At 44.6% G+C, this 15,885-nt stretch carries 19 protein-coding genes and 1 pseudogene; 11 read left to right on the forward strand and 9 right to left on the reverse strand.

Features of this window, described 5'->3' with window-relative positions; genetic code table 11:
- Window positions 1-14: 14 nt before the first annotated feature.
- Window positions 15-307: pseudogene (locus tag JGK39_RS13055) on the reverse strand (DUF433 domain-containing protein).
- A gap of 157 nt (window positions 308-464) precedes the next feature.
- Between JGK39_RS13055 and JGK39_RS13060 the strand changes: the two are divergent.
- On the forward strand, window positions 465-851 hold the full coding sequence (locus JGK39_RS13060; protein ID WP_293296595.1) for a hypothetical protein: 387 nt from the start codon (window positions 465-467) through the stop codon (window positions 849-851).
- A 163-nt stretch (window positions 852-1,014) separates the two neighbouring features.
- On the opposite strand, the gene JGK39_RS13065 is transcribed toward JGK39_RS13060, so the two are convergent.
- From JGK39_RS13065 to argB, 5 genes are all read right to left on the reverse strand, one after another.
- Window positions 1,015-1,278: a DUF4926 domain-containing protein gene (locus JGK39_RS13065; protein WP_106146425.1), complete on the reverse strand. Its 264-nt coding sequence runs from the start codon at window positions 1,276-1,278 to the stop codon at window positions 1,015-1,017.
- On the reverse strand, window positions 1,262-1,606 hold the full coding sequence (locus JGK39_RS13070; RefSeq protein WP_293296600.1) for a DUF6883 domain-containing protein: 345 nt from the start codon (window positions 1,604-1,606) through the stop codon (window positions 1,262-1,264). Before JGK39_RS13070 ends, JGK39_RS13065 begins: the two co-directional genes overlap by 17 nt.
- A 237-nt stretch (window positions 1,607-1,843) precedes the next feature.
- Window positions 1,844-2,017, reverse strand: a complete 174-nt coding sequence (locus JGK39_RS13075; RefSeq protein ID WP_293253699.1) for a hypothetical protein — start codon at window positions 2,015-2,017, stop codon at window positions 1,844-1,846.
- A gap of 45 nt (window positions 2,018-2,062) precedes the next feature.
- The gene (locus tag JGK39_RS13080) at window positions 2,063-2,320 is read right to left on the reverse strand and encodes a hypothetical protein (protein ID WP_293253696.1); all 258 of its coding nucleotides are present in this window, start codon (window positions 2,318-2,320) and stop codon (window positions 2,063-2,065) included.
- Between the two features lie 439 nt (window positions 2,321-2,759).
- The gene (gene argB / locus JGK39_RS13085; protein WP_293253693.1) at window positions 2,760-3,671 is read right to left on the reverse strand and encodes an acetylglutamate kinase; all 912 of its coding nucleotides are present in this window, start codon (window positions 3,669-3,671) and stop codon (window positions 2,760-2,762) included.
- A gap of 251 nt (window positions 3,672-3,922) precedes the next feature.
- On the opposite strand from argB, the gene JGK39_RS13090 reads away from it, so the two are divergent.
- On the forward strand, window positions 3,923-4,714 hold the full coding sequence (locus JGK39_RS13090; protein WP_293253690.1) for an HAD family hydrolase: 792 nt from the start codon (window positions 3,923-3,925) through the stop codon (window positions 4,712-4,714).
- Window positions 4,715-4,885: 171 nt separating this feature from the next.
- Here JGK39_RS13090 and mreD read toward each other — a convergent pair whose 3' ends face one another.
- From mreD to JGK39_RS13105, 3 genes are all read right to left on the reverse strand, one after another.
- Window positions 4,886-5,452: a rod shape-determining protein MreD gene (gene mreD, locus JGK39_RS13095; RefSeq protein ID WP_293296601.1), complete on the reverse strand. Its 567-nt coding sequence runs from the start codon at window positions 5,450-5,452 to the stop codon at window positions 4,886-4,888.
- A complete protein-coding gene (gene mreC, locus JGK39_RS13100) occupies window positions 5,449-6,255 on the reverse strand; it encodes a rod shape-determining protein MreC (protein ID WP_293253684.1) in 807 nt (268 codons plus the stop codon). Before mreC ends, mreD begins: the two co-directional genes overlap by 4 nt.
- 87 nt (window positions 6,256-6,342) lie before the next feature.
- A complete protein-coding gene (locus tag JGK39_RS13105; protein ID WP_293153998.1) occupies window positions 6,343-7,350 on the reverse strand; it encodes a rod shape-determining protein in 1,008 nt (335 codons plus the stop codon).
- A gap of 330 nt (window positions 7,351-7,680) precedes the next feature.
- On the opposite strand from JGK39_RS13105, the gene JGK39_RS13110 reads away from it, so the two are divergent.
- From JGK39_RS13110 to JGK39_RS13150, 9 genes are all read left to right on the forward strand, one after another.
- A complete protein-coding gene (locus tag JGK39_RS13110; RefSeq protein ID WP_293296603.1) occupies window positions 7,681-8,040 on the forward strand; it encodes a single-stranded DNA-binding protein in 360 nt (119 codons plus the stop codon).
- 48 nt (window positions 8,041-8,088) lie between these two features.
- Window positions 8,089-8,610: a tetratricopeptide repeat protein gene (locus tag JGK39_RS13115; RefSeq protein ID WP_293253931.1), complete on the forward strand. Its 522-nt coding sequence runs from the start codon at window positions 8,089-8,091 to the stop codon at window positions 8,608-8,610.
- Window positions 8,611-8,747: 137 nt separating this feature from the next.
- On the forward strand, window positions 8,748-9,353 hold the full coding sequence (locus tag JGK39_RS13120) for a hypothetical protein (protein WP_293296605.1): 606 nt from the start codon (window positions 8,748-8,750) through the stop codon (window positions 9,351-9,353).
- 44 nt (window positions 9,354-9,397) lie between these two features.
- Window positions 9,398-10,822: a P-loop NTPase fold protein gene (locus JGK39_RS13125; RefSeq protein ID WP_293296607.1), complete on the forward strand. Its 1,425-nt coding sequence runs from the start codon at window positions 9,398-9,400 to the stop codon at window positions 10,820-10,822.
- On the forward strand, window positions 10,779-12,182 hold the full coding sequence (locus tag JGK39_RS13130; RefSeq protein ID WP_293322212.1) for a tetratricopeptide repeat protein: 1,404 nt from the start codon (window positions 10,779-10,781) through the stop codon (window positions 12,180-12,182). Before JGK39_RS13125 ends, JGK39_RS13130 begins: the two co-directional genes overlap by 44 nt.
- Window positions 12,164-12,322, forward strand: coding sequence for a hypothetical protein (locus JGK39_RS13135; protein ID WP_293322215.1), 159 nt, complete (start codon window positions 12,164-12,166; stop codon window positions 12,320-12,322). The genes JGK39_RS13130 and JGK39_RS13135 overlap by 19 nt, the downstream gene beginning before the upstream one ends.
- A gap of 300 nt (window positions 12,323-12,622) precedes the next feature.
- Entirely contained in the window at window positions 12,623-13,927 is a 1,305-nt protein-coding gene (locus JGK39_RS13140; protein ID WP_293253669.1) for a TldD/PmbA family protein, read from the forward strand.
- Window positions 13,928-14,212: 285 nt separating this feature from the next.
- Entirely contained in the window at window positions 14,213-15,040 is an 828-nt protein-coding gene (locus tag JGK39_RS13145) for a DUF3153 domain-containing protein (protein WP_293253666.1), read from the forward strand.
- A gap of 200 nt (window positions 15,041-15,240) precedes the next feature.
- Window positions 15,241-15,615, forward strand: coding sequence for a LapA family protein (locus tag JGK39_RS13150; RefSeq protein WP_293181822.1), 375 nt, complete (start codon window positions 15,241-15,243; stop codon window positions 15,613-15,615).
- Window positions 15,616-15,885 lie beyond the last annotated feature (270 nt).

The following is a 15,885-nucleotide window of genomic DNA, read 5'->3' on the forward strand; positions in this document are numbered from 1 at the left end:
AATAAATTATAGTTTCACAGTTTTTTCATGGCAGCTTTCACAGCAGGATGAATCAATTCTTCGGGAATTCGATTGCGCTCAATATAAGTATTTATTTCTTCCTGGTTATCCAAATAAAAACTCAGTGCATCAAAAATTTGAGCTAATTTCAGATGAGGTAAGTGCATCGGGATTTCTTCAGGAGTAATACCTAAACGCCACAATTCCACGATCGCACGAACAGAAGTTCTCGTTCCTGCGATAATTGGTTCCCTTGTAAGATTCCAGGGTGACGTGCGACATAACGCGAAGCAGATTGTGTAGTCATGGGAAATTAACCGGACACATTAATCTTGAGTATAACTTACACTAAAACGCCATCTGGCTAGTTGTAGTTTAACATAACCTAATTTTCACCTTTCAAATGTTAAGCTTATTTAACTATAAAGCCTGGTTTCGCTACCACTTTCAGTGAGGGAAAATACATGAAAATTCGAGAATCAGTTGGTAAGAGTGTCTGGAATCATTCTGAGGGCTGGTGCTGCGAACCTCTTCACCCCATACCGCCCGGTCATATTGCCCTGGCCGTTGAAGCGATCGATCTTAATCTTGTAGACTGGGATATCGAAGAAATTGGTGAAAAAGCAGGTTTTGATATTCAGTACAAATACACGGGAGTCAATGACCCGAAAGATGAATCTTTAGCTTGTGTAACTCAGTTTGTCGGTATTTATGGGGACTGGTTAAAGCTCGATCGCGATCTAGAAGCTTTGATTGCAGCCGGCATCGGACGCCATCTATTTAAAATACTGACTTCCAATGATGACATCGATTTGAAGCCTGTAACGCAATATCTCAAAGCAGTCTCATAATGCTTTGGGTGTAGCGCAATTGTTGCTTTTATTAAAGAGCGATCGCCCTTTTTGTCCGAAAGTGCGATCGCGCCCCTATCTCATCCTAAATCTCACGCGGGCGAGAGCCCTTATTGTCCGAAAGTGCGATCGCCCTTATCGAACTTGTATTCCGCTCACATTACTAAGCAACTGCAAGTTCATATTGCAGAACTAAAATCTCATCTGCTTTCAAAATAGCCATAGCATATTCAATCCCTTGACTATCAGCAAACTCCACTAAATACTGACATTCCTTTCCCGTATCATACACTTCAACAATAGTTCCCACAAGTCCTACTGGCAAACTAGAAACAGATTCATATTCCGGTTCCACTAGCGTTAATCGCGTATTTGAAACAGGCTGTAGAATCGCAACAGAATCCAAAAGTCTAAAGTTTTTTATCATGGTTTAAGAAATCTGAAATCAAACGAGGGTTAGAATTAGTCGAAGTAATTTCCCAGATTGTCCGAAGCTCAATCCCCGCTGTATCGGGTACAGTCCAATCAACTTTAAACTGTTGCCCAAAATCAGTAGTATTTTCTTGGACAACTTCACCTTCAATGGCTGCTTTTTGAATAAGCTCTCGCAAAACTTCTGCATTATTAGCCGTAATTCCCAAAACCGATGCAAAGACTCTAGCTTTGTGTTTTCCATGAGAATGCTCTGGATTTAAGCAGTAGCCGACCAGCTTTTGCAGAGAAACTTCGGCCCGATCGCCATTGGGTAGTTTCATTATAACTCTTGCTCACCTCTAATTAGTCTCAATTGTTAAGCTTATTTTACTATTTGGTCGCGATCGCCCCTATCCCATCCTAAATCTCACACGAGCGATCGCCCTTACTGTCCGAAAGTGCGATCGCCCCTATCCCATCCCAAATCCCAAAGGACGATCGCCCTTTTTGTCCGAAAGTGCGATCGCTCTCTTATCAAAAGAGTCAATAAAAACTTCTAGCCTTGTTTAGCTACAAGTCTAAACGTGATAAGCAGTAATAGCAACAGTTCCATCAGCACTATAAATAGCTTCAATGCGTCTAAAAGTAGAATGAGTCCACCACACTTTTAGTCGATTTCCTTGAGCCGGAGCCGTACCAATTTTACCGTAGCCTGCTGTCAATAGAAGTAACTCAAATTCTGTAGAAGGCAAAGTTTTTGCAGTAATTTGAGCGATGCCGTCAAGATCCAATGCTTATCAAGGGTCATAGCTACCTTGGTAAGTGCTGTAGATGCGGTAGCCTGGAAATACTAAAGCAATGCCAATTGGACTGTGAATTGTCCCCGGATAACTTTCTTCTGCCAAACTACCCCCAATCCGAATTTTGAGCGCACCCAGCCAAATGTAGAGCCCTGGAATTAAAGCATCTAAACTGTAGGCGATCGCCCGCATTTGAATATCGGCAGAATTAATCGGTTTTAAAGACTGTTGCTTTTTAGGTTTGGAAATAGACATGGCACTGAGTTCCGTGCGGTATGGTGCAAAAGCGATCTTGTTGAGTACATTTTAACATAACCTATAGTTTCATTTTTCAATTGTTAAGCTTATTTTACTATTTGGTCGCGATCGCCCCTATCCCATCCTAAATCTCACACGAGCGATCGCCCTTATTGTCCGAAAGTGCGATCGCCTTTATCGAACTTCTATTCCCCTCACATTCCTAAGCAACTGCAAGTTCATATTGCAGAACAAAACTTTCATCGGCTTTTAAAATAGCCATATTTAATATCTTGACTATCAGCAAACTCGACTAAATACTGACATTCCTTTCCCGTATCATACACTTCAACAATATTGCCCACAAGTCCTACTGGGAAACTTAAAAGCGATTATTAGGACGGGTAAAGCAAGGGTTTACGACTTCACTTACCCGCCCCAAAATAAAATTTACGCTTTACTTATGCCTTAACTTGGCCCCGCTAAACTCAGAAGCAACAATCATCGAGCCAATCCCCGCATCCGTGAAGATTTCTTGCAGCAAAGCATGAGGAATTCGCCCGTCAATAATGTGAGCGCCCTTCACGCCCTGAGCCAAACTCCGCACGCAACAATTAACCTTTGGAATCATGCCCCCAGACACAATTCCCGACTCAACCAACTCTCTCGCTTCCTGAATATCCAACTTAGCAATCAGACTTTCCGGCTTGTGATAATCCTCCAAAATTCCCGCAGTATCAGTCATCAAAATCAACTTTTCTGCTCCCAAACCAGCCGCAATTTCCCCCGCCACTGTGTCAGCATTAATGTTGTAAGATTGACCGTGTTCATCCGCCGCCACGCTCGACACGACGGGAATATAACCGCTGTTCACCAAAGACTCCAAAATCTGGATTTTCACGCCGCTAACTTCACCCACAAACCCAATTCCTTCCCGGCCATCAGGACGAGCTTGAATTAGATTCGCATCCTTGCCGCACAATCCCACTGCTTTGCCACCAGCTTGGTTGATTAACGAAACAATTTCCTTATTTACTTTTCCCACCAAAACCATTTCTACGACTTCCATCGTCGCGGCATCAGTCACTCTCAAGCCATCCTTAAATTGCGGCTCTATTCCCAGTTTTTCCAACCAAATATTAATTTCCGGGCCGCCGCCGTGAACCACAACCGGACGCATCCCCACGCAAGCTAGCAGCACAATATCCCGAACAACTTTGTCTTTGAGATTGCTATCTTTCATCGCCGCACCGCCATATTTGACCACAATCGTGCGGCCCGCAAAGTGTTGGATGTAAGGTAGTGCTTCGGAAAGCACTTCTACTCGATTAGTGTCCGAATTCCTAACAAAATCGCTTTGTTTGAGCATGGGTAAATTACACAAGACTAAAAACTTAATTCTAAACTTTAATGGCTAAAGCACATATCAACAGCGGCAAAAATCACTTTTTGCGTTGATTTTATGGAGGCGCCAGCCGGATCGATCGCCCTTTTCGACATCTCTCATCAAAATCTTAATAGGTTTTTTTAATAATCTAGCTTGAAATTCTGTATTATAACTTATAGAATTCTTGGTAAAGTCAAGAAATGTATCGTTATCCTTGATTTACTTAACCTTATATGTTAACTGCCGTTGCCCCAGACTCCGAAAACCTTCAGTACAAGCTACCATCAGAGGCTGACTCGTCCCCCCGGATGACGGTATTTTGCGATTTAGACGGGCCGATCGTCGATGTGTCCGATCGCTACTACACAACCTACCAACAGGGATTAGCCGACACCCAAGCAGCCTGCGACGCGCGAGGAATCAACCTCAAACTCCACATACTCAGCAAACAGCAGTTTTGGCAAATGAAACAAAACCGAGTGCCCGATACTGAAATAGCGAAAAGTTCCGGCTTGTCGGGAGAAGAAATTCACATTTTTCTCGGATGCGTGAGTCGGATTGTCAATCAGCCAGACTTGTTGCACTTAGATCGCATCCAGCCGGGAGTGCAGTGGGCGATCGCACTTTTGCATTCTCGCGGCGTGCGGCTGATTTTAGTCACCTTGCGGCCGAGAAATCAAGCCGTTCAACTATTGCAAAATTACGGTTTAGCCAGACTGTTTACCAGCATTCGCGGCACTCAGATGACAGATGCCGCCTATCACAACTATACAGCCTTAAAAACCGAATTGTTGGCGGAAGTTGCAGAAGAATTTGAGTCATCCCTAAACTCGGCTTGGATGATAGGAGATACCGAAGCAGATATCCTCGCCGGACAAGCATTGGGAATACCTACAATTGCCGTTACCTGCGGCATTCGCAGCCGCTATCAACTGCAAAAGCACCAGCCGAATTTCATTCTTAGTGACTTGATTATTGCCGTTCATCACTTATTAGGTTCGGGGCAACAAGTGATAGTTGACTGACTACAATTCAGAGTTAACTAATATATCATTTCAGCTAGAACGACCACCATTCAAAAGGTTTGTAGTGAGGACTTCAGTCCTCATAAAAATCCGAGGACTGAAGTCCTCACTACAAACCGTTCCACCCGTATGTAAGTCCCAATTAGCTAACTAATAACTGATGACTACTGACTAAGATTTTTCTAATTTCCTGGTCATTTCCCACAAGCGATTCAGGGGAAAATAAATCACTGGAGCCCAAAGACTGCTGAGAATAGCAGAACACAAAGCCACTCGCTGGTGATAGCTCCAAATTTCCAGTAAAGCCCGATCGCCCACAGCGAAAAATTGCAGCCCCATCACCGTTTCCGCCACCACCGCCATCCCAAACACAATTAAGGCGATCGGAATCGGATCTCTCTCAACAATATCAGCCGGAATCGACCAGCTTTTCTGCAAAACCACAGTTAAAACACCGACAACAACTAGACTGACAGCGTGGGTGGGATGAGGAGCAGTCATCGCATCTTGAAGAAACCCCAAAGCCATACCCATGCTAGCAGCTCCCCAAACAGTACGCTTCCGCTTAATACTCCAAGCTACCAACCAAATTAACAGCCAATTCGGGCTAATTCCCAACAATTCCATTCCCGGCATCCGGGTGGGCAATATCAGTATGCAGAGCATCACAGAAACAAATGTAACGCCGAAGTTGAGAAATTGGCGCGATCGCGAAGACATCCGAGGTAAACGCTTCATTGCTGCTTTGCTCCCCCTGACGGTGCAGAAGATTCACCCTGCGAAGCCTTGAGTTCGGCTTGCTTATCGTGGGGGTAAACCACCCCCCATTCCAGAGAATTCATCGGTGCAGAAAACTCAACAATAGCTTCCGGAGCCGGAGTTTTATTCAGATCCACCGAAACCACTTTTCCCACCGGCAAACCAGCAGGAAATAACTGACTGAAAGAAGAAGTTGAAACCAGATCTCCAGGCTTGACATTGGGAACATTATCAAAAAACTCCATCACAGCCTGATTTCCGCCTTTCCCGTGCATAAAACCCATGTTGCGACTGCGGGTAATTCCCACACCCAATTTACTCGTAGGGTCGCTAGCTAACAGCACCAAGCTAGTATTAGGAGTAACGCTGACAACCCGACCTACCAAACCGCCGGGGCCCATGACAGTAAAATCTGGTTTGATGCCATCATTACTGCCACGCCCCAAAGTTACTTGCTGCCACCAGTGGTCAGCACTGCGGCCGACAATAGGAGCGACAATCCCTTTAGGTTTCTTCGCAGAAACGTAACCTAAAAGCTCTTTTAGCTTCTGATTTTGAGTTTCTAATTCTAATAGCTGCGCTTGCAATTCTCGAGTGCGCGCCGAGATGAGCTGCTCTTGCCCTGAGCCGTTGGCGTGAAACGGACGAGACACCCAATTGTAAGCTTCAAATAGTGCAGCACCTTGTGTTTGTCGAACTCCCCAAGCGGCTGTTACAGCTAAACCTAAAAGAGCAATTTGTAGACGCAGATCCCACCACCTGCGGAGTGTGTTTTTTAGCATAATCTCAGTAATGTAAAATTGTTATGTCAGGATTTTAGATTTTAGATGGCAGCCCTAGTTCTAAATCCAAAATCCCAAATTTGTTAACTACATATTGCGCGACGACTGCCCGCTGAAAACCCGTTCCAACTGTTTGTTTTCCAAGACCCTACCGGTTCCCAAAACCACGCAGCACAGAGGATCTGCGGCCACGTGAGTGACAATTCCTGTTTCGTGACTGATCAGAGTATCTAAACCTTTCATCAGCGCCCCGCCGCCGGCCAGCATAATTCCTCTGTCAATAATATCTGCTGCTAATTCCGGGGGAGTGCGTTCCAAAGTACGCTTGACGGCTTCCACGATTACTGAAAGCGGTTCCGACATACTTTCGCGAATTTCAGGGCCTTTGATCGTAACAGTTCGCGGCAGACCGGAGAGCAAGTGCAAGCCCCGCACTTCCATGATCGCGTCGTCATCTTCGGTAGTTGGATATGCAGAACCCACCTGAATCTTAATTTCTTCAGCAGTGCGTTCGCCGATGACCAAATTGTGAACTTTTTTCATGTATTGGACGATCGCCTCATTGAGTTCGTCGCCCGCTACCCGGACTGACTCGCTGATCACCGTACCTTGCAAACTCAAAACCGCAACTTCCGTCGTACCCCCACCGATATCTATAATCATATTGCCCGTCGCCTCAGCCACAGGCAGTCCAGCCCCGATCGCCGCCGCGATAGGTTCATCAATTAACCGTACTTCTCTAGCACCGGCTTGAGTAGCCGCCTCAATGACAGCCCGCCTCTCGACTCCGGTGACACCGCTGGGGATGCCAATAATGATCCTGGGCGAAACCAAACTTTTGCCTTCGTGAACCCTGCGGATAAAAGTCTTGAGCATGAGTTCGGCAGTATCGAAGTCGGCGATTACCCCGTCGCGCAGCGGGCGCAGTGCTATGACGTTCCCGGGCGTGCGCCCGAGCATTTTTTTAGCATCTTCTCCGACAGCCAGCGGTATTTTCAAGTCTTGGTCGATCGCCACTACGGACGGTTCTTGCAGAACAATACCTTTGCCGGATACATAAACAAGCGTGTTAGCAGTACCGAGGTCGATACCCATATCTCTAGATAAGGAAAATCGATTGAGAAGACCCACTGATTTGTACCCCCCCAAAACTAAAATACTAATGTGTGCAATAATGTTGTTACAAAAGTGTAACCGAGGTGGATTCTATTACGTTTTTCATCCTGAGTCTAGTCAGAAATGTACATTGTCGAGCATATGTTGAATTCAGGCTCGCCAATCATCCACAATAAATATGTTCTGGTAAGTGGGTGTAAAATCAGGATGAAGCCCTGATTCGCGCTGTTCCAAGTTAATTTTGGAGGATCTCGCCGTTCAGGGAGATTTTAACTACATCACCAATCGAGCACATTCCCGAAAAAATTTATGAGTCTTAATGTTGTGACTTTAGTCGGCCGCGTCGGCGGCGACCCGGACGTGAAGTATTTTCAGTCTGGTACAGTTAAGTGCAAGTTGACGCTAGCAGTCAACCGCACATCCAAGAACGGCGATCAGCCAGACTGGTTCAATTTGGAACTGTGGGGCAAGGATGCCCAAGTAGCTGCTGACTATATTCGCAAGGGTAGGTTGATTGCTGTCAAGGGTTCGTTGAAGTTCGAGCGCTGGCAAGATCGCAACACTGGAGCCAACAGATCGAACCCTATCATTAAAGTAGACCGATTTGAACTATTGGATTCTAAACGGGATGCAGAATCGAATAGGTCGTCAAACAACAGCGAATTCTAGGGTTTGGGGAATTTGGGAAAATAATATTTGTCAATTGGGTGGGCGCTGGTGACTTCAGAAAAGTTAGAAATAGTTGAAACTGAGTACCAAGCTGGTCGAGTAGCTTTTGAGAGCGGCCGCTACGGTCAAGCTATCCAAAGTTTAGAAACGGCGACAGGTTTGGTCGATCGCACTTCCCGGCTGGGCGGCGAGGTGCAGATGTGGCTGGTGACAGCCTACGAAGCCTCTGGCGATACAGCAAGGGCGATCGAGCTTTGCCGCAAACTCACCCGCCATCCCCGCCAAGAAACGCGCCAGCAAGCAAAGCGCCTGCTGTTCATTCTCGAAGCCCCCAAACTCAGTATTCCTGACGAATGGACAGTAAAAATCCCCGATTTAGCAGCTTTGGATGACAATAAATCAATCAATTTTCAAGCCAATCCCAACGCCGATATCAAGTACGCAAAACCCAAGCCAGTTGTAGCCGAACCTGTGGACTTGAGTCAGGTTAATACGAAGGATAATCGGTTTATTTGGGTGGCGTTAATTGCAATAGTTTTGATTTTAGGCGGCTTGTTTATTAGTTATTAATCATTTTTTTCATTCGTACAAACTCTATCTGTAGGGTGCGCATTGCGCACAAACTCTATCTGTAGGGTGCGCAATACGCACCTTACCAATAGCGGATAAAACCATTTTTTGCGTCCAGGAATGAGAGAAGTTAAGCAATGGCTTTTATCGATCATAAAAGTATCAGCGCTGTCGCCAAGGAATTCCAGATTAATTACCTGCGGGATAACTTCATTGTCGAAACAGAACTTGCAGTCAGCGATATTTTTCGGAATGAGTTAGAATTGATTTTCAATGAAGGAGTATTTGACAACTCAGAAATCGCCATTTGTGAAAATATCATCTATCCAGTTTTGAAAGAAGTTTGGAAAAATTATCGCAGTAATTTTCTCATCTGGAGTCACCAAACCTTAGTCTATAACGAGAATCTGTCAGGAATTCCAGATTATATATTGGCAAAGCGTTCCACCCTTGGTACTGTAGTTTTTGATAAGCCCTATTTCATCTTAGTTGAAGCCAAGAAAGAGAGCGCCTTTGATGAAGGATGGGGACAGTGTTTAGCAGAAATGATCGCCGTACAGCGACTGAACAATGAATCAGAACAAACCATCTTTGGGATTGTTTCTAATGGAGCAATGTGGCAGTTTGGCAAGCTCAAATTAGAAATGTTTACTCAAAATAAAATTTTCTACACAATTCAGGATTTAGAGCGACTGTTTGCGGCCGTTAACTATGTTTTTAAACAGTGCGAATTACAATTATAGAGCATAGTGTGAGATATGAGTTACAATAGGAATTAAAAAGCTCCATGTCTCGATCGCACGCGATCGCAACCGACTGTGAGTTCCATCTACAATCTACAATCTACAATCCGATGACTTCACTCCCAGCTAACCGCGCCAAAACACTCAAAGAAGCTTACCGCGCTTGCGATGTCAAGCCTCTCATGGGTGATGATATCGCGCGATATTATGTGGATTTGTCCGCAGTACGCAACACAGAAGCTATAGAACTTGTCAGCACTAAACTGGAGTTTCAAAATCCAGGGGAATTTAACACGATTTTGTTTACCGGACATCGGGGATGTGGCAAAAGTACAGAATTAAAACGGATTCAGTCGCGGTGGGAAAATGAATATCGGGTGATTTATATAGAGTTCGATCTGGAACTAGATGTTAATGATACCGAATATACCGATCTATATTTACTTTTAATCAAACAATTAACCGATGATTTAACTAAACTACGGTTGAAGTTTGACCCAGAAATCTTAAAAAGTTTTGAATCGTGGTTTAAAGAAGTCACTAAAGAAACAGAAGAAACTGTTCAATCTTCCGTCAGTATCGAAACCGAAGCAAGTGGAGGTGCAGAAATTCCGTTTATTTCTAAGTTGACCGCAAAATTGATCGGTCAAATTCGAGGTTCTAGTCAACAAAAACAGGTGATTCGTGAAACTCTTAAACGCAATACATCTCGCTTGCTGACAGATATAAATCTGTTGTTTAAAGACGCTTTTGATAAGCTCAGACGCAAATATCCAGACCGCTATGAGAAGGGATTTTTGGTAATTGTTGATAACTTAGACCGGGTTAGTCCAGAAGTTGGGAACCATTTGTTTTTTGATTACAACAGTCAGATTCAAGGGCTAGACTCTACAATTATTTATACAGTGCCTATTTCGGTGATTTATTCAGACAAAAATGTTAGCAACTTGTTTGACAGCAATCTCAACATCGTGCCAATGGTGAATATTTATGAATTTAACCGCAGTCAGTGCGATCTAGGTCATAATCAACAAAAATTAGATGGAGTTGCCAGTTTGATCGAGCAACGAGTTGATGTTAGTGCGGTATTTGCCGATCGACAACAGTTGCTAGATTTGGTAAAAGCCAGTGGTGGCCATGTGCGACAATTGATGCAAATAACTCGATCGGCTTGTCTGACAGCTACAACTCGCAAACACGCTAAAATCTTGGCTGAAGATGTCACTTACGCTTTAAATCAACAGCAATTTGACTTTGAAAGGTCTACTCCTACACCAGAATATTATACAACTTTAGCGCGGGTTTGCCTCGAAAAAGATATTGCTAAAGATGCAATGGGACAAAGGTTATTATTCAATCTTTCCGTTTTGGAGTACAACGGAAGTAGTCGGTGGAATTATGTCAACCCACTCGTAAAACAAAGCTATGCTTTCCAACAAGCCCTTAGATCAATTCAAGGAAATCCCTGAAACATACCGACAAAGGATTGTTGAACTCAATCAACAATCTTTTGACGAATTGCTGACATTTGTCGATATTGTTCCCGACGATGCCTTTGATTTGGGATTTATCCAAAGTAATTTTGCCAAGGATAGAGATGCGATTATTCAGGCATTGATTAACCATCCCGATTGTCAAGAGATGCAGTTTGAGATTTGGGATTTTCCCGATCCTGATATGCGGTTTTTGCTGGACGAAATTCTGAAGGTTTTGCCAACAGTTAAGGTTCAACCAGACAAAAAGTTGGTTTTCATGGTGCGGGGAGTGGAAAATGCGATCGGGATGACGGGAGAATATCCGCCGATGCTGGTAGATTTTAATTGGGTGCGAGATGCTTATCCGGTTATGGTGCGGCATCTCATGCTGTTTTGTTTGCCGGATTATGCGATTACGCGAGTTGCTAATTATGCGCCGGATTTCTGGGCCTGGAATTCGGGAACTTTTGTGTTTAAAACTCCTGTAAATACTAGAGATGATGCGATTTCTCAAACTCTGGATGCTAGTAAAGGAATTACAAATTGTGAGTTACCGGAAAAGCAGGAACGGATCGATTTATTAAAACGGTTATTGATTGAATATACTCCCTCGAATGGGCGCGAGCAAACTCAAGAGGATTTGAAAACTCGCATCAGAGTTTTGAATGATTTGGCGATTGCTTATCGCAGTCGGAGTGAATATAAAACAGCAAAATATTATCTAGAACAAGCGTTAAATTTGGCGAAGGATGATGAAAATTTAGGCGATGTAAAGGCAAATATTTTACATGAATTAGCAATTGTTGAGCGCAATCTAGGCGAAATTGAAAAGGCAATTACTTTAGAACAGCAAGCTATGGAAATCTTTGAACGCATCGGCGATATTAAGATGAAAGCTGCTACTTTGCACCAACTAGCAGGAATCTATGCCGATCGAGGGGAAGTAGAACAGGCGATCGCATTTTATCAACAATCTCTCGAACTTCACGAAAAAATTGGCGATATTAAGATGAAAGCTGCTACTTTGCACCAACTAGCAATAATCTATGCCGATCGAGGGGAAGTAGAACAGGCGATCGCATTTTATCAACAATCTCTCGAACTTGAGGAAAAAATTGGCAATCTTCAAGGGAAAGCTGCTACTTTGCACCAACTAGCAGGAATCTATGCGAATCAAGGGGAAGTAGAACAGGCGATCGCATTTTATCAAGAATCACTCGAACTTAAGGAAAAAATTGGCGATGTTCAAGGGAAAGCTGCTACTTTGCACCAACTGAATCACTCGAACTTGAGGAAAAAATTGGCAATCTTCAAGGGAAAGCTGCTACTTTCGCAATGCTTGGACAGTTGTTAGCAGCCCAGGGATATTTTGACCAAGCTTTCAATTATTTACAGCAATCTTTGGAGATTTTACAGCATTTGCGATCGCCCGACGCGGAGACAGTGAGAGAAATTATTGCTATAGTTCAGCAGATGGCTGGAGATCGATCGTAAGTTTGCGCGCGGGATTGAGAAACCGGGTTTCTCACGAATATCTCGTGAGGATGCGTAAAATCTCGTAGAAACCCGGTTTCTGGCCACACCCAAAATCAAAGAAACCGGGTTTTTCGCAGTTTTTCGGTGGTGGATCGATATTCTCGGAAAAAACCCGGTTTCTGGCCACGCATATAACTAAGGAAACCGGGTTTTTCGCAGCTTTTTGGTGGTGTATCGATATTCTGGGAAAAAACCCGGTTTCTGGCCACACCCAAAATCGCTAAAATAGAACAAAGACCAACCTCAAAGGCGATTATTGTGAGCGATTCCACTATAGAACAGATTTTGAAATTGGCATCTGGGCGCGCGGATGCTGCTGAAGTATATTATCTATCCAGTCAAGACACGCCGATCGAATTTGAAAACAATCGCCTCAAATCCCTGCAAACCAAAGCACTGCAAGGCGTAGCACTCCGGCTGATTTACAAAGGCAAAATCGGCTTTGCTAGTTCCACAGACTTAACGCGGCTAGACGACTTAGTAGATGCAGCGATTCAAACAGCCGAAATCGGCGACCCCGCAGAATTTGAACTCGCCTCCGACTTCCATCTAAAAGGCCCGGAAACCACCTACACTCCGCCCACAACCCAAGAATTAGTCGAAAACGGCAAAAACCTCATCGAGCAAGTCCACGCCTACAATCCCGATATTATGGTAGATGTGGGCTTTCACGTCCGCCACGGCCGCGTGAAAATTGCCACGACGCGAGATGTGTACGCCGAAAGGTGCAGCCAAATCGTCAGCGGGACGATCGCGGGCAACTTGGTAAAAGGAGAAGACTTTATGCAAGCATACAGTTACGATGTTGCGCGCGATCGACCCCTGGACACCAACAGCATCCTGAAATCCCTCCTCGAAAAATACCGCCTCGCCGAACATCCAGCCACCATCACCAGCGGTTCCTACCCAGTATTATTTACCCCCAGAGCCGCCGCCAGCACCCTAGGGAGCCTCTTTGATACAATCCTTTCAGGTCAAACAGTAGTTCAAAAAGCCTCTCCCCTAGCCGACAAAATCGGCGAAACCTTATTTGACGAACGCTTCACCTTTTTTGAAGACCCAACTTTGGGCCCTTCCGCTTGTCCCTTCGACGACGAAGGTACGCCCACCACCCGCAAAACCTTGATTGACAAAGGAACTGTCACCGGATTTTATTGGGATCGCAGGTGGGCCGCCCGCGCCGGTGTACGATCGACCGGTAACGGTTTTCGCGGCGGATTGTCTCGCCCGGGCCCAGATTTGACCAACTTTTGCATTTCCCCAGGAAATACCAGCACCCAAGACTTGATTGCTAGCATGGACGAAGGTCTCATAGTAGAACAAGTTTTAGGTGCCGGTCAATCCAATCAGTTAGCTGGCGAATTTTCGGTCAACTTGGACTTAGGCTATAAAGTAGAAAAAGGCAAAATTGTCGGTCGCGTCAAGAATACAATGGTGGCAGGCAGCATTTTTGAAGCCTTTAAAAATTTGGCAGATTTAAGTACCGAAGCCGAATGGGTAGGCGGTGGCGCATATTTGCCGAGTATGCTGTTTCAACAGTTGGGTGTAGCTTCCAGGCAATAAGTTCAGTGCGGTTAATGCTAGATGAGGCTGACACTGCTGCTAGCAAAATGTTAATACTCACCTCTTGGTTTGTAGTGAGGACTTTAGTCCTCTGATTTAGATAGGACTAAAGTCCTCACTACAAACCTGGGTTTGCAAAAAAAAACTGTTTCTGTCACGAATCGAGCGCTATAAAATAGGTTTGTAGTGAGGACTTTAGTCCTCTGCAAAATCAGAGGACTAAAGTCCTCACTACAAACGTGGCTTTGCTAATTCATGCAAATAGGAAAAAACAGGGGAATAAAGATGAAAGAGCAAAATTTCAAGGATGGAACTGGGAAGAAGAAAAAGCATTTTTTCTTTCTTTTGCCTTTGGTTTTTTGCCTTTTAACTCTAGTGACTGGATGCGTTCAGTACGATGTCGGAGTCAACTTTGACAGTCAAACTCGCGGCGCAATCGTGCAGCACATTAAACTGGGGGAAAGGTTGACCAGCTTCAGCAGCGAAACTGTTGCAGATTGGTTGAAAAGCGTAGAAAAGCGGGCGAGATTGCTCGACGGAAAAACTAAACGGCTTTCCGAGAGAGAAGTTCTAGTGACGATTCCTTTCAATAATGGCGCCGAGTTAGAAGACAAGTTCAACAAATTCTACAATCCGATCGCACAAACCGCCAAATCTCGCGCCGCAAGTCCCCTAGAAACCGATTTGCCCAAGTTTGAATCTCACCTGAGCGTCAAGCAAAATAATTTGTTATTGGCGCTGCGAAATCGGTTAAGTTTGGAATTGGATTTGCGCTCTCTGGCTCTGGTTTCCTCCAACGGCAGTCCTCTGCTGAATCCGGGGGGACTTTTGGAGCTAGACTTTAGCTTGAACACGCCTTGGGGCGCCGAAAATATTTCAACTACTGTCGCCGGTGCGCTGGTTCCCCAAAGCTATCAGCAGGGAAAGCAGTTAGTGTGGAAGCTGAAACCCGGAGAAGTCAACTATTTGGAGGCGACATTCTGGATTCCGAGCCCCGTAGGAATAGGAGCACTGATTATTGCCTTATTTGTGGCGGCGGGCACTGCTGTGAAATATCAAATATTGCCAGCTTTGGGAATCGGTAAAAAACAGCAAAACATCAGCCCAACCTAAAAAGGAGATGTCCTGTAAGGGCGGGTTGACTAATATGTTCAATAAACTCTCAGAGTTCCCACAAACCCGCCCCTCCCCGGATATTATGATTAATTGACCAGATTTGATATTATCAAACCAACAGGCAGCATCTGCCAAAAAATAGTTGACAAATAGCAAACAATTTGCTTTACCAGAATTGAGAATTAGGAACAGAGAAAATGCGATCGCTAAATTTCTTCTTCATCTTTCTGATTTGCTTGGCTCTAGTATTGTTCAGCATCGAAAATACAGAGCCGACCACCGTTCAAATTATTAAAGGCGTCCAAGTTAAAGCTCCGCTGTGCGTAGAACTCATTGTAGCAACCGGATTGGGAGCTGTTTTAGCGTGGCTGTTCAGTTTGTGGTCGAGAATGCAGCGAACCCTCGCCTCTCGCCAAGAAATCCGCCAAGTTCGCGAAAAAGAGCAGCAAATTCAGGAATTACAACAAGATATCGAACGCTATAAAGCAGAGGTAGAAGCTAAACAACCTTTGTTAGAAAGTGCCGAACTGACAAGTTTAGAAACAGCAGCAGCCGAGGTGAAAGCTGGTTAAATGTATCTGGCAATTAAATTGATTTCCTCTCTGGTTTGTGGCGAGGGAAAATCTCAAATCTCAATTGTGTACCCACAGGTGGCTAGAAACTAATACAGTTTTTTAGACAACACTTAACGCCAGCTTATTTATTTGTAGGCGAGTGTATCGTATCATGTCCGGTAAATTACTATCACAAAAACGGTTCGTAGTCCGGACTTGAGTCCGCCACTTGAGAGCGGACTGAAGTCCGCACTACAAACCTTACTTATGGCGGTCAATCACAAAAAC

Origin of the sequence: Microcoleus sp. PH2017_12_PCY_D_A (genome assembly GCF_020738565.1) — a bacterium.
Taxonomy (GTDB): domain Bacteria; phylum Cyanobacteriota; class Cyanobacteriia; order Cyanobacteriales; family Microcoleaceae; genus Microcoleus.

What these genes read in the sequence shown, in the direction of transcription:
- argB (WP_293253693.1), bottom strand. Translation starts at nt 3,671, where the DNA reads ATGCTCAAACAAAGCGATTTTGTTAGGAATTCGGACACTAATCGAGTA.
- JGK39_RS13110 (WP_293296603.1), top strand. Translation starts at nt 7,681, where the DNA reads ATGAGTCTTAATGTTGTGACTTTAGTCGGCCGCGTCGGCGGCGACCCG.
- mreC (WP_293253684.1), bottom strand. Translation starts at nt 6,255, where the DNA reads ATGCTAAAAAACACACTCCGCAGGTGGTGGGATCTGCGTCTACAAATT.
- JGK39_RS13080 (WP_293253696.1), bottom strand. Translation starts at nt 2,320, where the DNA reads ATGTCTATTTCCAAACCTAAAAAGCAACAGTCTTTAAAACCGATTAAT.
- JGK39_RS13090 (WP_293253690.1), top strand. Translation starts at nt 3,923, where the DNA reads ATGTTAACTGCCGTTGCCCCAGACTCCGAAAACCTTCAGTACAAGCTA.
- JGK39_RS13150 (WP_293181822.1), top strand. Translation starts at nt 15,241, where the DNA reads ATGCGATCGCTAAATTTCTTCTTCATCTTTCTGATTTGCTTGGCTCTA.
- JGK39_RS13135 (WP_293322215.1), top strand. Translation starts at nt 12,164, where the DNA reads ATGCTTGGACAGTTGTTAGCAGCCCAGGGATATTTTGACCAAGCTTTC.
- JGK39_RS13130 (WP_293322212.1), top strand. Translation starts at nt 10,779, where the DNA reads ATGCTTTCCAACAAGCCCTTAGATCAATTCAAGGAAATCCCTGAAACA.
- mreD (WP_293296601.1), bottom strand. Translation starts at nt 5,452, where the DNA reads ATGAAGCGTTTACCTCGGATGTCTTCGCGATCGCGCCAATTTCTCAAC.
- JGK39_RS13125 (WP_293296607.1), top strand. Translation starts at nt 9,398, where the DNA reads ATGTCTCGATCGCACGCGATCGCAACCGACTGTGAGTTCCATCTACAA.
- JGK39_RS13105 (WP_293153998.1), bottom strand. Translation starts at nt 7,350, where the DNA reads ATGGGTATCGACCTCGGTACTGCTAACACGCTTGTTTATGTATCCGGC.
- JGK39_RS13070 (WP_293296600.1), bottom strand. Translation starts at nt 1,606, where the DNA reads ATGAAACTACCCAATGGCGATCGGGCCGAAGTTTCTCTGCAAAAGCTG.
- JGK39_RS13060 (WP_293296595.1), top strand. Translation starts at nt 465, where the DNA reads ATGAAAATTCGAGAATCAGTTGGTAAGAGTGTCTGGAATCATTCTGAG.
- JGK39_RS13145 (WP_293253666.1), top strand. Translation starts at nt 14,213, where the DNA reads ATGAAAGAGCAAAATTTCAAGGATGGAACTGGGAAGAAGAAAAAGCAT.
- JGK39_RS13120 (WP_293296605.1), top strand. Translation starts at nt 8,748, where the DNA reads ATGGCTTTTATCGATCATAAAAGTATCAGCGCTGTCGCCAAGGAATTC.
- JGK39_RS13065 (WP_106146425.1), bottom strand. Translation starts at nt 1,278, where the DNA reads ATGATAAAAAACTTTAGACTTTTGGATTCTGTTGCGATTCTACAGCCT.